Genomic DNA, 23035 nt, shown 5'->3' with positions numbered 1-23035 from the left:
GCATCCATGGACACCCCACGCCCCGATTCGTCCGGACCCCTCCCCGGCAGACGCGGCCTTCTCTCCTTCGCCGCCGCGGGCGGAGCCCTGGCCGCCCTCGGCGGGTTGCCCGCCTTCACCGCCTCCGCCGCACCCGCGAGACCCGTCGAGTCCCCGATGCTGCCCGAGGACGCCGACGCCACCACCGAACTGTGGTGGCAGGCCCCCGCCGACGACGGCTCGATGATCACCCAGGGTCTACCGGTCGGCAACGGCCGCCTCGGGGCGCTCGTGAGCAACGACCCGGGCCGGGAGCGGCTGTTCATCACCGATGCCACCCTGTGGACCGGAGATCTCAACTCCACCCTGGACGACGACGGCCAATTCCCCTACGCCCGCGAGAACTTCGGTTCGTTCACCCTGCTGGCCGAGCTGACCGTCGACATCCCCGACCACGACCTCTCGGCCGTCTCCGGCTACCGGCGCGCCCTCGACCTCCGCCAGGGCCTGGTCACCGCCTCCTACGTGCGCTCCGGCGTGACCTACCGGCGCCAGATGTTCGCCGGCGCGTCCGACGACGTCATCGTCCTGCACTTCACCCAGGACGGCGGCGGGCGCTACACCGGCGACATCAGCCTCGACGGCACCCACGGCGAGACCACCACAGGCGTACCGGCGGGACGGCTCGTGTCCTTCGGCGCGGAGTTCGCGAACCGGCTGCGGTACGGGGCGGCCGTCACCGCGTACGGCAGCGGAGGAGCCGTCGCCGTCGACGAGGCGCGGATCTCCTTCCGGAACTGCAGAAGTCTGACCGTGATCGTCGCCGGCGGCACGAACTACGCGCCCGACCCGGCCACCGACTACCGCGCCCCGTCGCTCGACCCGCGCAGACTCGCCCGCAGCAAAGTCCTCGACGCAGCCGAACACTCGCCGACCACCCTGCTGCACACCCATGTCGCCGACCACCGCAAGCTGTTCGAGCGCATGGACGTGTCGCTCGGCACCTCCAGCGCACTGCAACGCGGCATGGACACCTGGGAGCGGATCCGGGCACGGCACACCGACGGCACGCCCGATCCCGAACTCGAAGCGGCCTACCTGCAGTTCGGGCGCTACCTCATGATCGCCGGCTCGCGCGGCAGTCTGCCGCTGAACCTCCAGGGCCTGTGGCTCGACGGCAACCACCCCGACTGGATGGGCGACTACCACACCGACATCAACATCCAGATGAACTACTGGATGGCCGACCGGGCCGCCCTGTCCGACTGCTTCGACGCCTTCACCGACTACTGCCTGGCCCAGCTGCCCTCCTGGACCGAACTCACCCGCACCCGCTTCAACGACCCCCGCAACCGCTACCGCAACTCCACCGGGAAGCTCGCGGGCTGGACGGTCGCCATCTCCACCAACATCCACGGCGGCATGGGCTGGTGGTGGCATCCCGCAGGCAACGCCTGGCTGTGCAACTCCCTCTACGAGCACTACGAGTTCACCCAGGACCGCACCCATCTCGCCCGTATCCACCCGATGCTCAAGGGGGCCTGCGAGTTCTGGGAGGCGAGGCTGCTGACGACGACGGTCACGGACCCGGTCACCGGCGAGCAGCGGGACGTCCTCGTCGCCGACAGCGACTGGTCGCCCGAGCACGGCCCGCTCGACGCCAAGGGCATCACCTACGCCCAGGAGCTGGTCTGGGCCCTGTTCGCCAACTACCGCACGGCGTGCGAGGTGTTGGGCAGGGACACCGCGTACGCCCGGACTGTCGCCGGACTGCAGCGACGGCTCCATCTGCCGGGGGTGAGCGCGAAGACCGGCTGGCTGGAGGAGTGGATGTCCCCCGACAACCTGGGGGAGACCACCCACCGGCATCTGTCCCCCCTCGTCCAGCTGTTCCCCGGCGACCGGATCCGCCCGGACGGCTCCACCCCCGAGGAGATCGTCGAGGGCGCGACCGCGCTGCTCACCGCGCGCGGCATGGAGAGCTTCGGCTGGGCGAACGCCTGGCGCGGCCTGTGCTGGGCCCGGCTGAAGGACGCCGACAAGGCCTACCGACTCGTCGTGAACAACCTGCGGCCCTCCACCGGTGGAGCCAACGGCACCGCGCCCAACCTGTTCGACATCTACGAGGTCGAGCGGGGCCGGGGCATCTTCCAGATCGACGGCAACTTCGGTACGCCCGCCGCGATGATCGAGATGCTGGTGTACTCCCGTCCCGGCCATGTCGAGCTGCTGCCCGCGCTGCCCGACGCCTGGGCCGCGTCCGGATCGATCACGGGCGTGGGCGTTCGCGGTGGCTTCACCGTGGACCTGCGCTGGCAGGACGGCAGGCCCACCGAGGTCACGGTGACGAGCGTCGGCGGTCGTACGACCACGGTGGCTTACGGGGAGAGATCCCGGAAGGTCACCCTGTCACCCGGCCGGTCCGTGACCCTGCGCGACCTGGGGCGGTGAAGCGATGCCTCGACACAGTCCCCGGCTCGCGGGCATCCTGCGGCGACTCGCCTTGGCGGTCGTCGTGCTGACCGCCGCCATGCAGCTGTTGACCGTGCCGGTGACGGCTGCCCCTGCCTCGACTGCCGCGACGCACGAGGTCGTCACCTGGGGTGCGAGCGCCGACCGTATGGGCGAGGCGGTCTCGGACCGCAGTCACCGGCTCGTCGTGCGGACCAGCGCCGGTGGAACCCATCTACGCGTTCGTCTCTCCAACGCCTTCGGCGACCGGCCCCTGACCTTCGGCAGGGCGTACGCGGGCGTGCAGAAGGAGGGTGCCGCCCTGGTGCGGGGCAGCAACCGGCCGCTCACGTTCGGCGGCGAGCGGTCCGTGACCGTACCCGCCGGTGCGAGCGTGCTCAGCGATCCGCTCCCCGGACGGCTGCCGGCCGCGACCTCGCTGGTGGTCAGCCTGTACGTGGCCGAGGCCGGCGGCCCGGCAACGGGGCACGGCATGGCCATGCAGACGTCCTACACCGCCGCAGGCGATCACGCGGCTCAGGAGGGCCCGGACAACTGGACCGGAACCACCGGCTCCTGGTTCTACCTCGACGCCGTCACCGTACGGACAGCCCCGGACGTCGGAGCGGTCGTCGCCCTGGGCGACTCCATCACCGACGGCTGGCAGTCCACCACCGACAAGAACCGCCGCTGGCCCGACTACCTGGCCCGCCGTCTCCAGGCCGACCCCGACACGGACATCAAGGGCGTGGCCAACGAGGGGATCTCCGGCAACAAGGTCCTCGCGGACGGAGCCGGGCAGGGCGCCCTCAACAGACTGCACCGGGACGTGCTCTCCCACCCCGGCGTCCGCACGGTCCTCCTCTTCGAGGGCGTCAACGACATCAAGGCACACACCGGTGTCACGGCCGGGGAGCTGATCGACGGCTACCGCCGGATCATCGACCGCGCGCACGCGGCCGGTGTGTGCGTCGTCGGGGCGACGGTCGGGCCCTTCAAGGGCTGGTACGAGTGGGACGCGCCGGCCGAGGCCGTACGGCAGGAGGTCAACGCGTTCATCCGCCAGAGCGGCGAGTTCGACGCCGTGGCGGACTTCGACCGCGTTCTGCGCAGCCCCTACGACCACGAGCGCATCCTGCCGTTCTTCGACAACGGCGATCATGTGCACCCCAACGACACCGGCATGCAGGCGATGGCCGACGCGGTGGAGATCGAGAGCCTCTCCTGCGACCGCGACGCAGGCTGATTCCGCCCACTACCCCGGCGACCGGTCAGATCGTGACGACCAGCTTGCCCCGGGGGTGGCCCGACTCCAGGTGACGGACGGCTGCGGCAGCTTCCCCCAAGGGATAGGCGCGGTCGATGACGGGAGTGAGCGCGCCGGTCTCGGCGAGTTGCTTGAGGGTCAGCAGGTCCTGGCGGCGGGTGACCGCGAAGACGGGGCGGAACGTCTGGCGTACGAGGAGGGAGAGAATCAGTCCGCGTGCCCAGCGGTCCATGCCGCCGAGGAGAGGTCCGCCGTTCTCGCCGCCGACGAAGGCGACGGTGCCGCGTGGCGCGAGGACGCGGCGTAGCTGGGAGAGGGGGCGGTTGCCCGCTGCGTCGAGGACGAAGTCGTAGCGGACCGGGCGGTCGGTGATGTCCTCGCGGGTGTAGTCGATGACCTCGGCGGCGCCGAGCGAACGAACGAGACCGGTGCCGGTGGGCCCGCAGACACCGGTGACGTGGGCGCCGTAATGGACGGCGAGTTGGACGGCGTACGTGCCCACGCCGCCGGAGGCGCCGATGACGAGCACCTTCTGACCGGGCCGCGGACGGGCCGTGTCGAGGGCCTGGAGGGCGGTGACACCGGAGACGGGAAGGGCCGCGGCCTGTTCGAAGGTGAAGCCGTCGGGCTTGTGCGCCAACTGCTCCTCCTTGGCGCGGGCGTACTCGGCGAAGGAGCCCTCGCAGTTGCCGAAGACCTCGTCACCGGGCTTGAACCGGGTCACCTCGGCGCCGACCGCCGCGACATGTCCGGCGGCGTCCCACCCCCGGACGCGGTGGGTGGGCCTGCGCAGACCGATCTGCGGACTCAGACGGGCCACGTACGGGCGTCCCGTCATGAGGTGCCAGACGCTCGGGTCGACGCCGGCGGCGCGCACCTCGACGAGGACCTCGTCGGCGCGGGGTGCGGGGCGTTCGATGTCGCGCAGGTGCAGGAGGTCGGCGGAGCCGTAGGCGTCCTGGACGATGGCCTTCATCATGGGTCTCCCTGACTGCTCTGCCGGTCGGTGAGTCCAACTGCCCGTCGGCCGGGGGCCTGTCGGCCGATGGGTCGTGTCCGGGCGGGCGTACTCAGGATCGTCCCGGTGACTCGTGCCGCTGACCAGCCCTGGAACGGCTCATGGCGCCCCGTTCACCGGCAGCTCCAGTCGCAGCTCATAGCCCCCGTCCCTCAGGTGCCTGGACGTGACCGTTCCGCCGAGGAGTTCGGCTCGCTGACGCAGGCCGATCAGACCGTGGTGGGCGCCCGGCAGGGAGAGGGCCGGGCGGCTGGGCGCGGTGTTGGTGACGCTCGCGCGGAGGGTGCCGTCGCGCTGGTGGACGCGGATGGTGGCCGTGGCGCCGGGGGCGTGCTTGCGGATGTTGGTGAGGGCTTCCTGCACGGTGCGGTAGACGGCGCGCTGGACGGGCGGCGGGAGGTCGGCCGGCAGGTCCGTGCGCAGGTCGGTGTCGATGCCGCTGCCGGTGACGAGCCGGTCGAGATCGGCGAGGGAGGGCTGCGGGGTGAGTTCGGTGGGGCGGCTGCCGGAAGCGCGCAGTATGCCCACCATGTGCCGCAGCTCGTCCAGGGTCTGCACGCTGAGCAGCCGTATCGTGGCCGCCGCCTCCTTCGCGTCGGGGTCCCGGCTGCCCACCTGGAGGGCCCCGGCACGCACGGCGATCAGGCTGACCTGGTGGGAGACGGCGTCGTGCATCTCCCGGGCGAGCTGGGCGCGTTCCTTCGCCAGGACGCCCTGCGCGACCAGCAGCCGCTCGTGCTCCTTCACCTCGGAGACCTCTGCCAGACGCAAAGACAGCTCCCGGCGAGCCTGGACGAGCTGCCCGAGGAAGAGGGGCGCGGTCGCCTGCGCCACGCTGTAGGAGAGCGGGATCAGGGCCTGGCGGCCGTCGAGGTCGGCGAACTCCGGTGACGGCCACGACCACCAGGTGAGGTCGCAGACCGTGAACCCCAGCGCGCACACGGCCAGCGGCACCCGGTGATGGGTGCGCGAGGCGAGGGTGTACAGCGCCACCAGCGTGGCGAACACCGCGTCCGTGAACAGGGCGGTCGGCAGGGTGAGCAGAAAGGTCGGCAGCGGCAGCCGGCGGCGCATGACGAGCGCGAAGGTCGCGAGCAGGGCGGCGGCCAGCTCCCGGGGGTGATGGGTGCCCACGTCATGGATCCACACGTCCAGCAGCGAGGCCGCGACCAGCGCGGCGTCCATCGCCGGCCCGTGCGGGGTGCGGGTGGGGGGCCTCATCCGCCCTCCCGTTCGCCGCCGACGGAGCGCGACGGCCTGAGCAGGCCCGCGCGCTCTGCCAGCAGGGCCGCCTGCACCCGGCTGCTCACCTCCAACTTGGTGAGGAGCGCGCTCACATGGTCCTTGACCGTCCCCGTGCTCAGATGCATCCGGTCACCGATGTCGGTGTTGGACAGCCCCTCGGTGATGAGGACGAGAACGGCGCGCTCGCGTTCGGTGAGCCGCTCGACGAGCCGGACGGCGGCCTCCAGGGGGCCGTTGTTCAGATAACCGTCCACCACGGTACGGGTCACGCGGGACGACAGTACGACCCCGCCGGCCGCCAATGTCCGTACCAGATCCGGAAGTTGCTCCGGGTCGGTGTCCTTGAGCAGGAAGCCGGCGGCCCCCGAGCGCAGGGCGGCCGCCACGTACTCGTCCATGTCGAAGGTGGTCAGCATGGCCACCACGGGAGGGCGGGGGAGTCTCCTGAGTTCGGCGAGGACGGTGAGCCCGTCCACGTCCGGCATACGGATGTCCAGCAGGACCACCTCGGGGCGCAGCTCCCGTACGGCGTGGACCGCCCGGCCGCCGGGGACCGCGGCCACCACGTCGATGTCGTCCGCGGAGCTGAGGATGTGCTCGAAGCCCGTGCGGATCAGAGCTTCGTCGTCGACCACCAGTACCCGGATCACCTGTGCCCCGCTCGCCGTCGGACCACCACTGGACTTCTCCTGGAACTCCTACGACGTCCAAAGTCGCCGCCGGGTTCCCATTCCTCCCGGTATCCGGTCACCTGGCGGGGGCGACTCCGGCTGGTCGGCGGGGACCTTCCAGCCACCCGCCGGATGGCAACGCGCCCCTCGCGCCCCCGACTCTGAAGGCCATGACACCAGACACGTCATCGGACCTGTCGTCCAAGCCGGCCACCACCCCCACAGCCGCCCCGGTCTCCGAGAGGCCGTCCACCGGGCGGCTGGTCGGCATCGATCTGGCCCGTGGGCTCGCGGTCTTCGGAATGTACGCCGCCCACGTCGGCCCCGACCCGGCGGCCGGCGGACCGCTGGGCTTCGTCATGGAGCTGGCGCGGGGCCGTTCCTCCGCGCTGTTCGCGCTGCTCGCCGGCTTCACCCTCGTACTGATCACCGGCCGCCCGCACCCGCGCACCGGGCGCGCCGGACGGCAGGCGGTGGCCCGGATGGCCATCCGTTCCCTCGTCCTGATCGTCCTGGGGTTCGCCCTGACCGGCCTCGACACCGATGTCGACGTGATCCTCGCCTTCTACGGGCTGACCTTCCTCGCCGTCCTCCCGCTGTACCGGCTGGGGGCCCGGACGCTCGCGCTCCTCGCCGCCCTGGGTGCGCTCGTCATGCCCCAAATCCTGTACGTGACAAGGCTGTTGATCGAGAACGGCGACTGGGTGGACACGGTCGTCGCCTGGGACCCGCTGGCCCGGGTCGGCGACACGGACGGCTTCATGGAACTGCTGTTCACGGGCGAATACCCCGTGCTCACCTGGATGTCGTTCATGCTCGCGGGGATGGCGGTGGCCCGCCTCGACCTCACCCGGAGTATGGTCCGCTCCCAACTGGCCGTCACCGGCGGCGTGTTGGCCGTACTCGGCTACGGCGGCTCCTGGCTGGCTCTCCGCCTCGTCCCGCACGCGCAGGCCACCGTCGCCGCCGCCACGGACGGCGATTCGGCCGCCTGGGCCTGGTGGTCCGACACCGTCGGCCACATCGTCGACGACACCCCGGCGGTCTGGCTCCTGGTGGGCGCGCCGCACAGTCAGACGACCTTCTCCATCCTCGGCAACACCGGTGTCGCGCTGCTGGTTGTGGTGGCGTGCGTGACGGCCATGGACCGGCTGCCGCGCTTCGGACGCCTCACCACCCCCGTGTGCGCCGTCGGCATGACGGCCCTGACCGCGTATGTGCTGCACATCCTCGCCATCCGGGAGCTCGGCGTGGAGGACGAGGCCGGACCGGCGCTCGTCGACCTCCTCGTCCACGGCTCGGTCGCGATGCTGCTCGCCACCGCCTGGACCCGATGGTTCCGCCGTGGACCGCTGGAGCATCTGCTCTACGTCTGCACGCTCCCGGCCCGCTACATCAGGTGAGGCGGGTCGGGCGACGTCCGGGCGAACTCCGGCCAAACCGACGTCGTTTCACCATGACGGCATGGACAGGTCGTGTCCGCCTGCGCGCAAGCTTCTCTCCGCACCATCTGCATGTCCCCGACAATCGACGACATCACGACGGTCGTGATCACGACGGTCGACATCACGACGGTAAGGAAGCGAACACCTGTGAGAACGCCCCGCACTGCTCGAAGAGTCGCCCTCCTCGCCTCGGGCACCGCGCTGACCACCTTCCTCGCGGCGTCCCCCGCGGGAGCGGGCACGTCCGGCCTCCCGACGGTGACCGCGACGAGCGAGTCGGCCGCGCTGTACGACGACGAGGCCGGCGGCAACTCCGACGCCGACGACCCGGCGATCTGGCGGAACCCGGCCGACCCCGGCCGCAGCCTTGTCGTCGCCACCGCGAAGGAGGGCGGTCTGCGCGTCTACGACCTGGACGCCCGCCTGGTGCAGTCGGTGCCCGCGCCGAAGCCGCCGACGGAGGGCGACGCCCCGGGCCGCTACAACAACGTCGACCTCGTCGCCGGCCTGCGCACCTCCGCGGGCCGGGCCGACGTGGCGGTGGTCAGCGACCGGGGCAACGACCGGCTGCGGATCTACCGCATCGACCCCTCCCGCCGGAACGGCCCGCTGACCGACATCACCGACCCGGCCGCCGCCCCCGTCTTCTCCGCCGACCAGGCCGAGATCAACGACCAGCGCACCGCGTACGGCCTCGCCACCTGGACGGACAAATCCACCGGCCGCATTTACGCCCTGGTCAGCCAACGCGAGCGCACTCGCCTCGCCCTGCTGGAACTCCTCCCGGCGGCGAACGGCAAGGTCGGCTACCGCAAGATCCGCACCCTCGACCTGCCGGCCTCCTTCCGCCTGCCCGACGGCACCACGTGGAGCCCCTGCGGCGAACCCGGTGAACTCCCGCAGGTCGAGGGCATGGTCGTCGACCCCGTCACCGGCACCCTCTACGCAGGGCAGGAGGACATCGGCATCTGGCGTCTGCGCGCCAACCTCACCGGCAAGCCGGTCCTGGTCGACAGGACCAAGGAGTACGGCGTCCCCGGCACGTACGACGAGGAGACCGAGGAGTGCACGCCGGGCGCCGACCCCGGCTACGGCGGGAAGCGGCTGTCGGCCGACGTCGAGGGCCTGACGATCTATCAGGAGCGGGGCGGAGACGGCTACTTGCTCGCCTCCAGCCAGGGGGACAACACCTTCGCCCTGTACGACCGCGAGGTCGGCGAGGGCAACGAGTACGAGGGCGGCTTCCGGATCGGCGCCGCCTCGCCGACGCTCGACAGCGTGGAGGAGTGTGACGGCGCCGCCGTCCTCAACGCCCCGCTGGGCAGCCGCTATCCGCGCGGCCTCCTCGTGGTCCAGGACGGCCACGAGACCCCCGAGGTCCCGGACGGCGAGGGCGGCACCCGCACGGCCACCGGCTTCAAGTTCGTCGACCTCGGCAAGCTGGTGGACACCACCGGGATGTGACGACGCGTACGGCCGCCGGGTGGGCCCGGCGGCCGTGACGGTCCGCTGAAGGGGTGGTAGCTGCTCGCCAAGGAGTGCGCATGAGGTCGAATGAGCTCGATCGTGTGATGGTCGGCTTCCGGGCTGGCGTTGTCCTGGGCTGTTTGGGTTGGCGTGATCGTGCGATCTGCGATCTGGGACGCGGGGTACGGCGTCAGCGTGCGGGGCCCCTGCTTCACCGGTGTGATGGTTCAGGGCCTCCCCGTCGCCTCTGGCCATACCCATCTGGCCAGGTCTCGCAGGGGTGTGTCCATCAGCGGCCTCCGGCCGCGGGGGCCTCCCGGGCCCGGACCACGCACAGGATGCGTGTGGTCGCCCCGGGGTCGAGTACGCCGGGGACCAGCTCGCCCAGGACCGTTCGGGGCGCGCGGCTGAACGGGCTCACTCCGGCTCAGTCCACAGGAACGGTCAGTCCTCGATCGCGCAGAGGGGATCCTCGTCGAGCCCGGCCGCCATCCACTGCTCCACGGCCGCGACATGGACCGTCGCGGCGGAGACCGCCAGCGCGGCGTCGCGGGCCCGCAGGGCGCGCAGGATCTCCTCGTGCTCGCGGTGGGCGTGTTCCACGGACCGCTCGGTGCGGGTGCCGCGGACGATGCGGGCCCGCTGGGTGCGGGTGGAGAGCACCCGCAACAGCATGGACAGCACCGGGTTGCCGACCGCCTCCACGATCCGCAGATGGAAGGCGATGTCGTGGCCGACGAACTCCTCGACCGTGGCGGCGGCCCGCGACCGCTCCAGGATGGCGCCCAGTTCGTCGAGGTCGTCGGCGGTGAGCAGGGCGGCGGCCGCCCCGGTCGCCTGGGGTTCGAGCAGCCGCCGTACCTGGAGCAGCTGCAGGGCCGTCTGGCCCTGGGAGACGTCCGAGGCGAAGGAGAGCGACTCCAGCAGGAGATGCGGCTCCAGGCTGGACACGTACGTGCCGTCGCCCTGCCTGGTGACCAGGATCCGCATCGCCGTCAGCGCCCGTACCGCCTCCCGCAGCGAACTGCGGGACAGGCCGAGCTGGGCGGCGAGGACCTCCTCCTTGGGGAGGCGGGAGCCCGGTGCCAGCTCGCCGGCCACGATCATCGCCTTGATCTTGTCCATCGCCTCGTCCGTCAGTGCCACGAGGTGCCTCCCTGTACCGGCGCTACCGGCACTACTCCTGCTTCTCGCCCGAGGCGAAGCGGGAGATGATCAGCGCGACGATGATGATCGCGCCGTTGAGGAACTGGTTCCACAGCGGCGGCACACCCGCCAACGTCATGACGTTCACGACGAGTTGCAGCGTCAGCACACCGGTGAGCGCGCCGAACACCGAGCCCTTGCCGCCGTTGAGGCTCACCCCGCCGATGACGGTCGCGGCGAAGACCTGGAAGATCCAGCCGCTGCCCTGGGTGGCGGAGATCGAGCCGTAGTGACCGCTGTAGAGGATGCCGGCGAACGCGGCCAGCACACTGCCGAGGATGAGCACTGCCCAGACGATCCGGTCCACCCGGATACCGGCGGTGCGGGCCGCCTCCGCGTTGCCGCCGATCGCGTACAGCGCCCGCCCGTGCCGCAGCCAGGCCAGCGCGCTGCCGCCGAGGGCGAACAGCACCACACAGATCCAGATCGCGGCCGGCACACCCAGCCACGACGCCTTGCCGAGGTAGGTGAAGGAGGACGGCAGCTCCACGATGGACTGGCCCTCCGAGAGGGCGACCTGGAGACCGCGCAGCATGGTCAGCATGCCGAGGGTGACGATGAAGCCGTTGAGGCGCAGCTTCAGGATCAGGAACCCGTTGACGGCCCCGATCACCACACCCACCAGCAGACAGAGCGGTATGGCCGTCCACTCGGGCAGCAGCCCGAGGCCCGTGAACCGGGCGCCGCTGGTCGGCAGGACCAGCCAGACGGCGATGACGGGCGCCACGCCGATCGTGGACTCCAGGGACAGGTCCATCCGGCCGCAGATCAGGATCAGCGCGGTGGCCAGGACCAGCAGGCTCAGCTCGGTGGACTGCTGCGCCACACCGATGAGGTTGTCGGCGGTCAGGAAGGCCGGCGAGACGATGAACCCGATCAGGCCCAGGACGAGGATCGCCGGGACCAGGGACAGTTCACGGAAGCGACCGAGGCCGAGCCCGCGGCGGGTGTCCCCGGTGGTCTCCCGTGCCACGCTCGTGGCGGGGTCGGTGACATCAGTGGTGGCGGACATGACTACCTTCCGTGCTCTTCGGTGGTGTCCGAGGTTGTGTCGGCGGCGGCGGCGGCGGGGTCGGAGGAGGTGGCGGCGGTGTCGGCTGCTTCGGCCCGGTCGGCCACGCCCTCCATGGCGGCGACCACCTGCTCGTCCTTCCAGCCGCGGTCGAACTCGGCGACCGCCCGCCCGTGGAACATCACCACGAGCCGGTCGCACACCTTCAGGTCGTCCAGCTCGTCGGAGACGATCAGCGCGGCCTTCCCGCCGTCGGCGATCTGCCGGATCCGGCGCAGCAGGAACTCCTTGGACTTGACGTCCACCCCGTTGGTGGGGCGGATGGCGACCAGCACATGGGGGTCGGTGGCCAGGGCGCGGGCGACGACGACCTTCTGCTGGTTGCCGCCCGAGAGGGCCGACACGGGGGTGGACCCGCCGGGGGTCTTGATGTCGAGGTCCAGGATCATGCGCTGGGCGAAGGTCCTGGTCCGGGCGGGCAGCACCGTGCCGTACGGGCCGAGCTGGTCGGTGACGGTGAGCGTCGCGTTCTCCGCCACGCTGCGGTTGTTGACCAGGCCCTGCAGATGCCGGTCCTCCGGGACCAGCCCGACACCGACGGCCAGCGCCGACGGCACACTGCCGCCCCGTACGCGCCGCCCGCCGACGGAGACCGTGCCCGCCTCGGGGCGGTGCAACCCTGCGATGGTCTCGCCCACCCGTACATTGCCGCTGGCCGCGGCGCCGGCCAGGCCGACCACCTCGCCCGCGCGCACCGTGAGCGACAGGTTCTGGCAGGCGCCGGGGAGGGTGAGGCCCTCGACCGTCAGGAGTTCGGGGGCGTCGGCCCGTACCGGGGCGCGGTTCTCGACGGCTGCCGCCGCCGTGACGGTGGTCTCCCCGGTCATCGCCTCCACCAGTGCCTGATGGCGGAGTTCGGCGACGGGCGCGGTCAGGATGTGGGCCGCGTCGCGGTAGACCGTGACGGTGGTGCAGAGGTCGTACACCTCTTGCAGATGGTGCGAGATGAAGAGGAAGGCGACGCCCTGCCGCTGGAGGCCGCGGAGCTTGTCGAAGAGCCGGTTGATGCCGCGGGCGTCGAGTTTGGCGGTCGGCTCGTCGAGGATGATGAAGCGCGCGCCGAACGACAGCGCCCGCGCGATCTCGACGAACTGCCGCTGCTCGACCGTGAGATCCCTCGCCCGCGCGTCGGCCTTCACATCCACGCCGTATCCGGCGAGCAACTCCTCGGCCCGCGCGCGCAGTTGCTTCCAGCGGATGGGACGCAGCGGGCCGTCGCTCTGCCGGTTCAGGAAGAGGTTCTCGGCGACGGTCAGGTCCTGGATGATCGTGGACTTCTGGTAGACGCAGGCGACCTTGGAGCGCCAGGCGTCGATGTCCCCGACGGCGGGCGCCGCCTCGCCGGAGAAGCGCAGGGTGCCGGTGTCGGCGTGCCGCAGTCCGGTGAGGATGGACACCAGCGTCGACTTGCCGGCGCCGTTGCGGCCGACCAGCGCGTGCGACTCGCCCGGGGTGATGGTGATACGGGCGTCGCGCAGCGCGACGGTGGCGCCGAACCTCTTGCTGATGCCGGTGGCCTCGGCCACCGGGGCGAGGCTCCCGGCGGCGGGGTTCCCGCCGCCGTTCGCCGCGGCGGTCGCGGTGTCCGCCATGGTGGATACCGTCCTTCGTGGGGTGGATACGAGGGGGTGCGGGCGGAGGGACGGGCCGCGTCCCTCCGCCCTGGCGTCGGCCCTTGCGCGGCTAGCCGACGTTGTTGCCCCACAGGGTCTTGTCGTCCACGTTGTCCTTGGTCACCAGCGGCGCCGGAAGCTGGTCCTCCAGGCCGTTCGGGATCTCGATGATCGTGGAGTCGTGGTCGGTCTTGCCCGGCTCGAAGGTCTTGCCCTCGGCCGCGGCCTGCGCGTAGTACAGCGCGTACTTGGCGTAGAGGTCGGCGGGCTGGGAGATGGTGGCGTCGATCTGGCCCTTGCGGATCGCGTCGAACTCCTGCGGGATGCCGTCGTTGGAGATGATCGAGATGTGGCCCTTCTCCCCGGCCGGCTTCAGCAGGCCCTTCTGCTCCAGGAGGGCCAGGGTGGGCTGCAGGAAGACACCGCCGGCCTGCATGTAGATGCCGTTCAGGTCGGGGTGCTGGGCGAGCAGGCTCTGCAGCTTGGCCGAGGCCACGTCGCCCTTCCAGTCGGTGGGCAGCTCGAACACCTTGATGTCCGGGAACTTCGTCTTCATGCACTCCGCGAACGCCTCGGAGCGGTCCCGCCCGTTGATCGAGTCCAGCGCGCCCTGCAACTCGGCGACCTTGCCCTTGCCGCCCAGCTGCTCGCCGAGGAACTCGCAGGCCTTGGTGCCGTACGCCCGGTTGTCGGCACGTACGACCATGTAGACGTCGCCCTTGTCGGGCCGGGTGTCGACGCTGACCACGGGGATCTTCTTCGACGCGAGGGTGTCGAGGGTGGAGGCGATGGCTCCGGTGTCCTGGGGGGCCATGACGACGGCCTTGGCGCCCGTGTTCTGGAACACCTGCACGTTGGCGACGAGCTTGGTGATGTCGTTCTGCGAGTTGCTGAGCGGCAGCGCGTTGATGTCCTCGGACTTGACGTCCTTCTTCAGGTACTCGGCGTAGGAGTTCCAGAAGTCCGAGTCGGAGCGCGGCAGGTCGATACCGATGGCGGGCTTGTCACCGCCCGAGCCGGCCGACCCGGAGGAGCTCTCACGGTTGCACGCGGTGAGGAGCGTGAGGGCCGCGAGGGCGCAGGCCGCTGCGGCGGTGGAGCGGGTGCGAGCGAGCTTCATGGCCGGGTTCTCCTTAGCCAGGACGGGGAGGCCGCCCTCCGGTACAGGCATGCGTGGACCGTCGGAGGGGAGGGACAGGGGGTCAACCGGTGAACGAGCAGCGGAGTTTGAACGGCCACGATGCAGTGGTGCGATTCCTCCGATGTATCTCGGACGTCGAGGACGTTACGACGGCATTGCCGGAGTTGACAAGAGGTCTCTCAATGAATTGCGTGCTCGATCGAGGGGGATGCTTGGCGATCATCGTGGGGATGAATTCGTATATTCCGGATCTGTGACCTGCGCAACAGCTCCATGTCAGCCAAATACATCCGAGGAATACGTTGTCAGGGCGCCGAACTGCCCCTAAAGTCACGGTGCGCCATTCCTCCGATGAATGAACGAACCCATGGCAAGGGAGCTGCCCCAGTGAAACTGCTACGCGTCGGCGCCCCGGGGGAGGAGCGGCCCGCCGTCCGTACCGACGACGGCCGGCTGCTGGATCTGTCCTCCGTGGCCTCCGACATCGACGGCCCCTTCCTCGCTTCCGGGGGAGTCGACCGGGCCCGCGCGGCGGTCGAGGCGGGCGCACTGCCCGAGCTCGACACCGACGGCCCGCGGATCGGCGCCCCCGTCGCCCGCCCCGGCAAGGTCATCTGCGTCGGGCTGAACTACCGCGACCACGCCGCCGAGACCGGCGCCGCGATTCCGCCCCGCCCCGTGGTCTTCATGAAGGACCCGAGCACGGTCGTCGGCCCGTACGACGAGGTGCTCATCCCGCGCGGCTCGGTCAAGACCGACTGGGAGGTCGAGCTGGGCGTCGTCATCGGACGGCGGGCCCGCTATCTGGAGGGCCCCGAGGCGGCGGCCGAGGTGATCGGCGGGTACGTGGTCAGCCATGACGTCTCCGAGCGCGAGTTCCAGCTGGAGTACTCCTCGCAGTGGGACCTCGGCAAGTCCTGCGAGACCTTCAACCCGATGGGCCCGTGGCTGGTCACCGCCGACGAGGCCGGCGACCCGCAGGACCTCGGGCTGCGCCTGAGCGTCAACGGCGTCAAACGCCAGCACGGGCACACCCGCGACATGATCTTCCCGGTCCACGAGATCGTCGCGTACCTCAGCCGGTACATGGTCCTGGAGCCCGGTGACGTGATCAACACCGGTACGCCCGCGGGCGTCGCCCTCGGCCTGCCCGGCACCCCCTATCTCCGCCCCGGTGACACCGTCGAGCTAGAGATCGACGGGCTCGGGGGCCAGCGCCAGACCTTCGGCCAAGCGTGAAAGGCACCCCCTTGACTGCAACCCCCGCCCGGATCACCGCGGTCGACACCTACGACATCCGCTTCCCCACCTCGCGGGAGCTGGACGGGTCGGACGCCATGAACCCGGACCCCGACTACTCCGCCGCCTACGTCGTGCTGCGCACCGACGCCGGGGACGGCCTCGAAGGCCACGGCTTCACCTTCACCATCGGCCGCGGCAACGACGTCCAGGTCGCCGCCATCGGAGCCCTGCGGCCCCACCTCGTGGGCCGCTCGGTTCAGGAGCTGTGCGCCGACCCCGGCTCGGTCAACCGCGACCTGATCGGCGACAGCCAGCTGCGCTGGCTCGGCCCCGAGAAGGGCGTGATGCACATGGCCATCGGCGCCGTCGTCAACGCCGTGTGGGACCTGGCCGCCAAGCGCGCCGGACAGCCCCTGTGGCGGCTCCTCGCCCACGCCGACCCCGAGTGGCTGGTCTCCCAGGTCGACTTCCGCTACATCGCCGACGCCCTCACCCCCGAGGACGCCCTCCGGCTGCTGCGCGAAGGCCGGACCGGACTCGCGGAGCGCGAGGCGACGCTGCTGGAACGCGGCTACCCCGGCTACACCACCTCACCGGGCTGGCTCGGCTACTCCGACGAGAAGCTCACCCGGCTGGCGAAGCAGGCCGTCGCCGACGGCTTCACCCAGATCAAGCTCAAGGTCGGCGCCGACCTCGCCGACGACCTCCGCCGGATGCGCACCGCCCGCGCCGCCGTCGGCGACGGGGTGCGTATCGCCATCGACGCCAACCAGCGCTGGAACATCGGCGAGGCCGTCGAGTGGACCCGGGCCCTCGCCGACTTCGACCCGTACTGGATCGAGGAGCCCACCAGCCCCGACGACGTCCTCGGCCACGCCGCCGTCCGCCGGGGCGTCGCCCCCGTGAAGGTCGCCACCGGCGAACACGTCCAGAACCGCATCGTCTTCAAGCAGCTCCTCCAGGCCGAAGCCATCGACGTCCTCCAGATCGACGCGGCCCGCGTCGGCGGAGTCAACGAGAACCTGGCGATCCTGCTGCTCGCCGCAAAGTTCGGGGTCCCGGTCTGCCCGCACGCCGGCGGCGTGGGCCTGTGCGAACTGGTCCAGCATCTGTCGATGTTCGACTACCTGGCCCTCTCCGGCACCACCGACGACCGGGTCATCGAGTACGTCGACCACCTTCACGAGCACTTCACCGAACCCGTGGTGATGCGCGAGGGCCACTACGTCGCTCCCCTGGCCCCGGGCTTCTCCGCCACCATGCACCCCGGGTCGCTCACCGAATACCGTTACCCGGACGGCACGTTCTGGGCCGCCGACCTCGCTGGACGGGAGGAAGTCGCATGACCGAGCCGACAGGTGAACCGACCGAGCCGACAGGTGAGCTGACCGGTCTCAGGGCGATCGTCACCGGAGGCGCGTCCGGAATCGGCCTGGCCACGGCCCGGCTGCTGGCCGCCCGGGGCGCCGCGGTGGCCGTCCTCGACCTCGACCCCTCCGGCGCGTCGGCGCCGCTGCTCGGCCTCAAGGCCGACGTCACCGACGACGCCTCCGTACGGGCCGCCGTCGCGGAGGCCGTCGAGTGGCTCGGCGGCCTCGACATCCTCGTCAACAACGCGGGCATCGGCGCACAGGGCACCGTCGAGGACAACCCCGACCTCCAGTGGCAGCGGGTCCTCGACGTCAACGTCCTCGGCATGGTGCGCACCAGCCGGGCCGCCCTGCCCCACCTGCGCCACTCCTCCCACGCGGCGATCGTCAACACCTGCTCCATCGCCGCCACCGCGGGCCTGCCGCAGCGCGCCCTGTACTCCGCCAGCAAGGGCGCGGTCCTCTCGCTGACCCTCGCCATGGCCGCCGACCACGTCCGCGAGGGCATCCGCGTCAACTGCGTCAACCCCGGCACCGCCGACACCCCCTGGGTCGGCCGGCTCCTCGACGCCGCCGACGACCCCGACGCCGAGCGCGCCGCCCTCAACGCCCGCCAGCCCATGGGACGCCTGGTCACCGCCGACGAGGTGGCCGCCGCCATCGTCTACCTGGCGAGTCCCGCCGCGGCCTCCGTCACCGGCACCTCCCTCGCCGTCGACGGCGGCATGCAGGGGCTGCGGCTCCGCCCGGCGGGCTCATGAGGACCAGGGCCCTCGGCCGCACCGATGTCCGCGTCACCGAGCTGGCATACGGCGCCGCGGGCATCGGCAACCTCTACCGCCCGGTGGCCGACGAGGAGGCCGCCGCCGCGATCGACGCCGCCTGGGACGCCGGGATCCGCACCTTCGACACGGCGCCCCACTACGGCCTCGGCCTCTCCGAACGCCGCCTGGGCGCCGCCCTGCGCGACCGCCCCCGGGACACGTACACCCTCTCCACCAAGGTCGGACGTCTGCTGGTGCCCGCCGGCGGGGACGGCGAAGGTGGCGGCGCGGCCGACGACCTGGCCAACGGCTTCGCCGTCCCCGCGACCCTGCGCCGTGTCTGGGACTTCAGCGCCGACGGCGTCCGCCGCTCCATCGAAGCCAGCCTGGACCGACTGGGCCTGGACCGGGTGGACATCGTCCTCCTCCACGACCCCGACGACCACGCCGAACAGGCCCTCGACGAGGCCTACCCGGCGCTCGAACAACTCCGCGGCGAAGGCGTCGTCGGAGCGATCGGCGTCGGCATGAACCAGTCCGCGCTCCCGGCCCGCTTCCTGCGCGAGACCGACATCGACGTCGTCCTCCTCGCCGGCCGCTACACCCTCCTGGAACAGGAAGGCCTCGCCGAACTGCTCCCCGAGGCCACCGCCCGTGGCCGGAGCGTCCTCATCGGCGGTGTCTTCAACTCCGGCCTGCTCACCGACCCGAAGCCGGGCGCCACATACAACTACGGGCCCGCCCCGGAACCCGTACTCGAACGGGCCCTGCGCCTGAAGACGGTCACCGAACGCCACGGCGTGCCCCTGCGCGCCGCCGCCCTCCGCTTCCCCCTCGGCCACCCGGCCGTCGCGAGCGTCCTCACCGGCGCCCGCTCACCCGACGAGGTCCGCGACACCGTGGAGCAGGCCCGGCACCCCGTACCGGCCGCCCTCTGGGACGAGCTGCGCGCGGGGGGCCTGCTCGCTCCGGAAGCCCCCGTGCCTCTCGAAGAAAAGGAGTCGTCGTGAGGGTCGCCCTGCACACCAAGGTCCGCGCCGACCGCGTCGAGGAGTACGAGGCGGCCCACCGCGAGGTCCCGGAAGAGCTGACCACCGCGATCCGCGCCGCAGGCGTGAGCGAGTGGACGATCTGGCGCAGCGGCACCGACCTCTTCCACCTGCTGGAGGTCGAGGACTACGCGGCGATGATCGCCGAGCTGGAGAAACTGCCGGTCAACATCGCCTGGCAGGCCCGCATGACCGACCTGCTCGACGTCGTCCACGACTACTCGGCGGAGGGCTCCGACGCCGGCCTGCCCGTGGTGTGGGAGCTGTGAGCGGCGCGGACGGCCCGGGGGCGGCGGGCGGTACGAAATCCGTGGGAGCCGGGGCCGACGTGGACGCTCACCCCTTGATCGTCGACGCCCACCACCACGTCTGGGACCTCTCCGTCCGCGACCAGAACTGGATCACCGGCCCCGAACTCGCGCCGCTGCGGCGCGACTTCACCCTCCGAGAGCTGGAGGCGGCGGCACGATTCGTCGGCGTCGCCGCCAGCGTGCTGGTACAGACGATCACCGTGCCCGAGGAGACCCCCGAGTTCCTGGCCCTGGCCGCCGGCAGCGACCTGGTCGCCGGGGTCGTCGGCTGGACCGACCTCACGTCGCCCGGCGCCGCCGAGACCCTTGCCGAACTGCGCGAAGGGCCCGGCGGCGAGTATCTGGTGGGCATCCGCCACCAGGTGCAGGGCGAACCCGACCCGCGCTGGCTGGTACGCCCGGACGTTCTGCGTGGCCTGGCCGCAGTCGCCGAAGCGGGACTCGTCTACGACCTCCTGGTCAAACCCCACCAGCTCCCGGCCGCCGTGGAGGCGGCGGCCCGGCTACCCGAACTCACCTTCGTCCTGGACCACTTGGGCAAGCCGCCCATCGCCTCCGGCGAACTGGAGCCGTGGGCGGGGGAGATACGGCGGCTCGCCGCCCTGCCGAACACCGTGTGCAAGCTCTCCGGCCTGGTCACGGAGGCGGACTGGAACTCCTGGTCCGTCGCGGACCTTGTCCCGTACGCCGACACCGTGCTGGACACCTTCGGTCCCGAGCGGCTGATGTACGGCTCCGACTGGCCCGTCTGCCGGCTCGCCTCCGACTACGTCGAAGTCATCGACGTGGCAGAGTCGTTGCTGCCCGCACTGAGTCCGGCCGAAGACCAAGAGGTCTTCGCGGGCACCGCGATCCGTACCTACGGCCTGCGGATCTGACGCGGCCTCGCCGAAGACTCCCAGGTGTGTCAGCCGTCGGCCGGTACAGGGGGAGCGACGCGTGCCTTCGCCATGGCGGCCAGCTCCTCCGGCGTGCGTGGACCGGGCTCCTCATTGGTCAACAGCCCCTGCTCGCGCAGCAGTTGAGCGACCGCTATGCCCCAGGGGAGCCGTAGCCCCGCCTGCTGGAGGAGATCCGTGCGGGCGAGCATCGCGGCCACCGGGCCCGTGCGCGCGCCGGACGGAGTGAGCAGCGCCGCGTCGTCGGCCCAGCGCAGGGCGAGGTCGACGTCGTGGGTGGCCATCACGACGGTGGTGCCGGACCGGCGCAGCTCGTCCAGGGTGGCGAGGAGCCGTTCCTGTCCGTCGGGGTCGAGCCCGGCGGTCGGTTCGTCGAGGATCAGGACCCGGGGCCGCATCGCGACCGCGCCGGCGATGGCGGTCCGCTTGCGCTGGCCGTAGGAGAGCAGATGGGTGGGCCGGTCGGCGAGGGCGCCGATGCCGAGCGCGCCGAGCGCCTCGTCCACCCGGGCCCGCACCTGTGCGTCGGGGAGCCCGAGGTTCAGCGGGCCGAACGACACGTCCTGCGCGACGGACGCCGCGAAGAGCTGGTCGTCCGGGTCCTGGACGACCAGCTGGACCGTCGTACGGAGCCGGGTCAGGCCTCTCCGGTCGTACGTCACCCGCTGCCCCTCGACCGCCAACTCGCCCGTACGGGGCCGCAGCCCGCCGCTGAGCAGCCGCATCAGCGTGGTCTTGCCGCTGCCGTTGCGGCCCAGCAGGGCGAGCGCGCGCCCCTCGTGCACCTCGAAGTCGAGATCGCTGAGCACGGCCGGACCGTCCTCGTACGCGAAGGACGCGCCCCGCAGGGCGACCAGCACGGGCTCGCTCATGTCAGCGGCCTTTCCAGGACGAATCCAGTACGAAGGTGAGGGTGGCCACGGCCGTGAGGAGGGCGACGGCGGCCACGGTGAAGCGGGCGGAGATCCGGGCCTCGGGCACCAGGACGCGCAGGGTGCCGTCGTACCCCCGCCCGGCGAGCCCGGTCTGCAGCCGTGCCGCCCGGTCGAAGGCCCGCACGAACGCGGTGGCGCCAAGACCGGCGAGTGAACGCCAGGTGGCGGCCCGCGTGGTGTGCCCCAGCCGGGCCGCCTGCGCCTCCCGGATCCGGCGCACGGAGTCCAGGAGCAGAAAGCTCATGCGGTACGTGACCAGCGCGACGTCCACGACCGGTGCGGGCACCCCGGCCTTCACCAGGCGCGGCAGCAGATCCGACATGGGCGTGGTGAAGGCGAACAGGAGGACGCCGAGGGAGGCGGCCGAGGTGCGCAGCAGCAGCTCCCCGGCGCGGACCGGTCCGCCCTCGGCCAGGGTCACGAACCCGCCGGGCCCACCGACCTGGACGAGCAGCGGCAGCGCGCCGGTCACGCAGAAACCCAACGGCACCCGGTAGGCACGCCACAGTCGGCGGCCGGGCACGCCCGCCGGGCCCAGCAGCACGGCGAGCGCGGTCAGCAGGACCAGGGCCGCGCCGGGCCAGGGCGGCAGGGAGATCGCGAGCACGGTGAGGCCGAGCCCGAGCACGGCCTTGTCCACGGGATGGCGGTGGCGCCAGCGACTGCTGTGCGCCGCCGCGTCGATCGGCAGCACGCGGGCTCAGACCCGCCCGGCGGGGGACTCCCCGGAACCACCGGACGAGCCCTCGTCGCCGGTCGCGCCCTTCGAGGCCGTCGCGGTTGCCGTGGTGGTCGCCGCCACGCTCACCGGAACCGCCTCGGCCGCCTCGGCCGTGGTGGCGTCCCCGGCCCCGTTCAGCTGTGCCCGGGCTCGTGCCTCGCCTTGGCGCCGGCCCCGGTGGATACCGAAGTAGTAGGCGAGGACGCCCGCGCCGAGCGCGGCCTGCAGGGCGAACAGCGCCGACTCGATCTCGCCGGACGGCGGCTCGTACAGGGGGGAGAACCACGGTTCGTAGTCCGGCTTGAGCTCCGTGATCGCGGTCTCCGCCTCGGCGTCGGCGCCCGCGAAGGGCTCTTCCTTGTGGTCGCCGAGGCCGAGGGCCAGCGGCAGGACGGCGAGCGCGGCCACGACGAGCAGCAGCAGGGCGTTGATCTTCGTGTTCCGGTTCATCGGGCCACCGCCTCGCTCTCGGTCTCGGTCTCGGTGCGGTTGCGCCTGCCGGCCAGGAGCACGCCGAGCCGGGTCAGTTCACCCTTGCTCGACTGCACCAGCAGACGCATCACCAGCACCGTGAGGAGACCCTCACTCACGGCGAGCGGGATCTGGGTGACGGCGAAGATGGAGCCGAACTTGCCGAGCGCGCCCAGGAAGCCGCTGCTCGGGTCGGGGAACGCGAGCGCCAGTTGCACGCTGGTGACGCAGTAGGTGACCAGGTCGGCGACGAACGCGCCGAAGAACACCGTGACCATCAGCGGTACGTCGAACCGCCACAGCAGCCGGTAGATGCCGTAACCCGCCCAGGGGCCGACGATCGCCATCGAGAAGACGTTGGCGCCGAGCGTGGTCAGGCCGCCGTGCGCGAGCAGCAGGGCCTGGAAGAGCAGGGTGATGGTGCCAAGGACCGCCATGATCGGTGGCCGGAACAGGATGGCGCCCAGTCCGGTGCCGGTGGGGTGGGAGCAACTCCCGGTGACCGACGGCAGTTTCAGCGCGGACAGGACGAAGGTGAAGGCCCCCGAAGCGCCGAGCAGCAGCGTGCTCTCGGGATGCTCCTTGACCTCACGGGTGAGTGCTCGGACTCCGTGGACGACGAACGGCGCGGACGCGACACTCCAGGCGATCGCGTGCGCCGGAGGAAGGAAACCCTCGGCTATGTGCATGGCTCAGCA

Annotated in this window: 21 protein-coding genes; 10 read left to right on the top strand and 11 right to left on the bottom strand. The window is 71.4% G+C overall.

Annotated features, from left to right (window positions below; translation table 11 throughout):
* Positions 1 to 6 precede the first annotated feature (6 nt).
* Together ACFU53_RS10565 and ACFU53_RS10560 are read left to right on the top strand one after the other, a co-directional pair.
* The gene (locus tag ACFU53_RS10565) at positions 7 to 2430 is read left to right on the top strand and encodes a glycoside hydrolase N-terminal domain-containing protein (RefSeq protein WP_383988774.1); all 2424 of its coding nucleotides are present in this window, start codon (positions 7 to 9) and stop codon (positions 2428 to 2430) included.
* 79 nt (positions 2431 to 2509) lie between these two features.
* The gene (locus ACFU53_RS10560; RefSeq protein WP_383988836.1) at positions 2510 to 3676 is read left to right on the top strand and encodes an SGNH/GDSL hydrolase family protein; all 1167 of its coding nucleotides are present in this window, start codon (positions 2510 to 2512) and stop codon (positions 3674 to 3676) included.
* A gap of 25 nt (positions 3677 to 3701) precedes the next feature.
* Here the strand turns inward: ACFU53_RS10560 and ACFU53_RS10555 are convergent, their stop codons facing one another.
* From ACFU53_RS10555 to ACFU53_RS10545, 3 genes are all read right to left on the bottom strand, one after another.
* Complete coding sequence (locus ACFU53_RS10555) at positions 3702 to 4673, bottom strand: NAD(P)-dependent alcohol dehydrogenase (protein WP_383988834.1); 972 nt, start codon at positions 4671 to 4673, stop codon at positions 3702 to 3704.
* A 141-nt stretch (positions 4674 to 4814) separates the two neighbouring features.
* The gene (locus tag ACFU53_RS10550; protein WP_383988771.1) at positions 4815 to 5936 is read right to left on the bottom strand and encodes a sensor histidine kinase; all 1122 of its coding nucleotides are present in this window, start codon (positions 5934 to 5936) and stop codon (positions 4815 to 4817) included.
* Positions 5933 to 6610: a response regulator gene (locus tag ACFU53_RS10545; RefSeq protein WP_383988768.1), complete on the bottom strand. Its 678-nt coding sequence runs from the start codon at positions 6608 to 6610 to the stop codon at positions 5933 to 5935. The genes ACFU53_RS10550 and ACFU53_RS10545 overlap by 4 nt, the downstream gene beginning before the upstream one ends.
* Positions 6611 to 6801: 191 nt before the next feature.
* On the opposite strand from ACFU53_RS10545, the gene ACFU53_RS10540 reads away from it, so the two are divergent.
* Both ACFU53_RS10540 and ACFU53_RS10535 read left to right on the top strand, forming a co-directional pair.
* Positions 6802 to 8034: a DUF418 domain-containing protein gene (locus tag ACFU53_RS10540; RefSeq protein WP_383988765.1), complete on the top strand. Its 1233-nt coding sequence runs from the start codon at positions 6802 to 6804 to the stop codon at positions 8032 to 8034.
* Between the two features lie 189 nt (positions 8035 to 8223).
* Positions 8224 to 9540: a phytase gene (locus ACFU53_RS10535; RefSeq protein WP_383988762.1), complete on the top strand. Its 1317-nt coding sequence runs from the start codon at positions 8224 to 8226 to the stop codon at positions 9538 to 9540.
* Between the two features lie 447 nt (positions 9541 to 9987).
* On the opposite strand, the gene ACFU53_RS10530 is transcribed toward ACFU53_RS10535, so the two are convergent.
* From ACFU53_RS10530 to ACFU53_RS10515, 4 genes are all read right to left on the bottom strand, one after another.
* Complete coding sequence (locus ACFU53_RS10530) at positions 9988 to 10689, bottom strand: FadR/GntR family transcriptional regulator (RefSeq protein WP_383988759.1); 702 nt, start codon at positions 10687 to 10689, stop codon at positions 9988 to 9990.
* A gap of 31 nt (positions 10690 to 10720) precedes the next feature.
* The gene (locus ACFU53_RS10525) at positions 10721 to 11761 is read right to left on the bottom strand and encodes an ABC transporter permease (RefSeq protein ID WP_383988756.1); all 1041 of its coding nucleotides are present in this window, start codon (positions 11759 to 11761) and stop codon (positions 10721 to 10723) included.
* A 2-nt stretch (positions 11762 to 11763) separates the two neighbouring features.
* Positions 11764 to 13413: a sugar ABC transporter ATP-binding protein gene (locus ACFU53_RS10520; RefSeq protein ID WP_383988753.1), complete on the bottom strand. Its 1650-nt coding sequence runs from the start codon at positions 13411 to 13413 to the stop codon at positions 11764 to 11766.
* Between the two features lie 91 nt (positions 13414 to 13504).
* Complete coding sequence (locus ACFU53_RS10515; RefSeq protein WP_383988831.1) at positions 13505 to 14554, bottom strand: sugar ABC transporter substrate-binding protein; 1050 nt, start codon at positions 14552 to 14554, stop codon at positions 13505 to 13507.
* 408 nt (positions 14555 to 14962) lie between these two features.
* Here ACFU53_RS10515 and ACFU53_RS10510 point away from each other — a divergent pair, with 408 nt between their 5' ends.
* From ACFU53_RS10510 to ACFU53_RS10485, 6 genes are read left to right on the top strand one after another with little or no spacing between them, the layout of a single operon-like run.
* Positions 14963 to 15814 carry a fumarylacetoacetate hydrolase family protein gene (locus ACFU53_RS10510; protein WP_383988750.1) on the top strand — a complete coding sequence of 284 codons (852 nt, stop codon included), beginning with the start codon at positions 14963 to 14965 and terminating at the stop codon, positions 15812 to 15814.
* An 11-nt stretch (positions 15815 to 15825) separates the two neighbouring features.
* The gene (locus ACFU53_RS10505) at positions 15826 to 17163 is read left to right on the top strand and encodes an L-fuconate dehydratase (RefSeq protein WP_383988746.1); all 1338 of its coding nucleotides are present in this window, start codon (positions 15826 to 15828) and stop codon (positions 17161 to 17163) included.
* Positions 17160 to 17948, top strand: coding sequence for an SDR family NAD(P)-dependent oxidoreductase (locus ACFU53_RS10500; protein ID WP_383988743.1), 789 nt, complete (start codon positions 17160 to 17162; stop codon positions 17946 to 17948). The genes ACFU53_RS10505 and ACFU53_RS10500 overlap by 4 nt, the downstream gene beginning before the upstream one ends.
* Positions 17945 to 18961, top strand: coding sequence for an aldo/keto reductase (locus ACFU53_RS10495; protein WP_383988740.1), 1017 nt, complete (start codon positions 17945 to 17947; stop codon positions 18959 to 18961). Before ACFU53_RS10500 ends, ACFU53_RS10495 begins: the two co-directional genes overlap by 4 nt.
* A complete protein-coding gene (locus ACFU53_RS10490; RefSeq protein ID WP_383988738.1) occupies positions 18958 to 19269 on the top strand; it encodes an L-rhamnose mutarotase in 312 nt (103 codons plus the stop codon). Before ACFU53_RS10495 ends, ACFU53_RS10490 begins: the two co-directional genes overlap by 4 nt.
* Positions 19270 to 19328: 59 nt before the next feature.
* A complete protein-coding gene (locus ACFU53_RS10485; protein ID WP_383988828.1) occupies positions 19329 to 20189 on the top strand; it encodes an amidohydrolase family protein in 861 nt (286 codons plus the stop codon).
* A 29-nt stretch (positions 20190 to 20218) separates the two neighbouring features.
* Here ACFU53_RS10485 and ACFU53_RS10480 read toward each other — a convergent pair whose 3' ends face one another.
* The 4 genes from ACFU53_RS10480 to ACFU53_RS10465 are packed head-to-tail and all read right to left on the bottom strand — an operon-like array spanning position 20219 to position 23026.
* Positions 20219 to 21082: an energy-coupling factor ABC transporter ATP-binding protein gene (locus ACFU53_RS10480; RefSeq protein ID WP_383988735.1), complete on the bottom strand. Its 864-nt coding sequence runs from the start codon at positions 21080 to 21082 to the stop codon at positions 20219 to 20221.
* A 1-nt stretch (position 21083) separates the two neighbouring features.
* The gene (cbiQ, locus tag ACFU53_RS10475) at positions 21084 to 21839 is read right to left on the bottom strand and encodes a cobalt ECF transporter T component CbiQ (RefSeq protein ID WP_383988732.1); all 756 of its coding nucleotides are present in this window, start codon (positions 21837 to 21839) and stop codon (positions 21084 to 21086) included.
* Between the two features lie 6 nt (positions 21840 to 21845).
* Positions 21846 to 22316, bottom strand: coding sequence for an energy-coupling factor ABC transporter substrate-binding protein (locus ACFU53_RS10470; protein WP_383988729.1), 471 nt, complete (start codon positions 22314 to 22316; stop codon positions 21846 to 21848).
* The gene (locus ACFU53_RS10465) at positions 22313 to 23026 is read right to left on the bottom strand and encodes an energy-coupling factor ABC transporter permease (RefSeq protein ID WP_383988727.1); all 714 of its coding nucleotides are present in this window, start codon (positions 23024 to 23026) and stop codon (positions 22313 to 22315) included. Before ACFU53_RS10465 ends, ACFU53_RS10470 begins: the two co-directional genes overlap by 4 nt.
* Positions 23027 to 23035 lie beyond the last annotated feature (9 nt).

The sequence above is a fragment of the Streptomyces sp. NPDC057474 genome (assembly GCF_042802555.1).
GTDB lineage: Bacteria > Actinomycetota > Actinomycetes > Streptomycetales > Streptomycetaceae > Streptomyces.
This window is presented reverse-complemented; position numbering and strand designations above follow the sequence as displayed.

What these genes read in the sequence shown, in the direction of transcription:
- ACFU53_RS10465 (WP_383988727.1), bottom strand. Translation starts at nt 23,026, where the DNA reads ATGCACATAGCCGAGGGTTTCCTTCCTCCGGCGCACGCGATCGCCTGG.
- ACFU53_RS10555 (WP_383988834.1), bottom strand. Translation starts at nt 4,673, where the DNA reads ATGAAGGCCATCGTCCAGGACGCCTACGGCTCCGCCGACCTCCTGCAC.
- ACFU53_RS10520 (WP_383988753.1), bottom strand. Translation starts at nt 13,413, where the DNA reads ATGGCGGACACCGCGACCGCCGCGGCGAACGGCGGCGGGAACCCCGCC.
- ACFU53_RS10495 (WP_383988740.1), top strand. Translation starts at nt 17,945, where the DNA reads ATGAGGACCAGGGCCCTCGGCCGCACCGATGTCCGCGTCACCGAGCTG.
- ACFU53_RS10550 (WP_383988771.1), bottom strand. Translation starts at nt 5,936, where the DNA reads ATGAGGCCCCCCACCCGCACCCCGCACGGGCCGGCGATGGACGCCGCG.
- ACFU53_RS10540 (WP_383988765.1), top strand. Translation starts at nt 6,802, where the DNA reads ATGACACCAGACACGTCATCGGACCTGTCGTCCAAGCCGGCCACCACC.
- ACFU53_RS10480 (WP_383988735.1), bottom strand. Translation starts at nt 21,082, where the DNA reads ATGAGCGAGCCCGTGCTGGTCGCCCTGCGGGGCGCGTCCTTCGCGTAC.
- ACFU53_RS10525 (WP_383988756.1), bottom strand. Translation starts at nt 11,761, where the DNA reads ATGTCCGCCACCACTGATGTCACCGACCCCGCCACGAGCGTGGCACGG.
- ACFU53_RS10470 (WP_383988729.1), bottom strand. Translation starts at nt 22,316, where the DNA reads ATGAACCGGAACACGAAGATCAACGCCCTGCTGCTGCTCGTCGTGGCC.
- ACFU53_RS10515 (WP_383988831.1), bottom strand. Translation starts at nt 14,554, where the DNA reads ATGAAGCTCGCTCGCACCCGCTCCACCGCCGCAGCGGCCTGCGCCCTC.
- ACFU53_RS10560 (WP_383988836.1), top strand. Translation starts at nt 2,510, where the DNA reads ATGCAGCTGTTGACCGTGCCGGTGACGGCTGCCCCTGCCTCGACTGCC.
- ACFU53_RS10565 (WP_383988774.1), top strand. Translation starts at nt 7, where the DNA reads ATGGACACCCCACGCCCCGATTCGTCCGGACCCCTCCCCGGCAGACGC.
- ACFU53_RS10500 (WP_383988743.1), top strand. Translation starts at nt 17,160, where the DNA reads ATGACCGAGCCGACAGGTGAACCGACCGAGCCGACAGGTGAGCTGACC.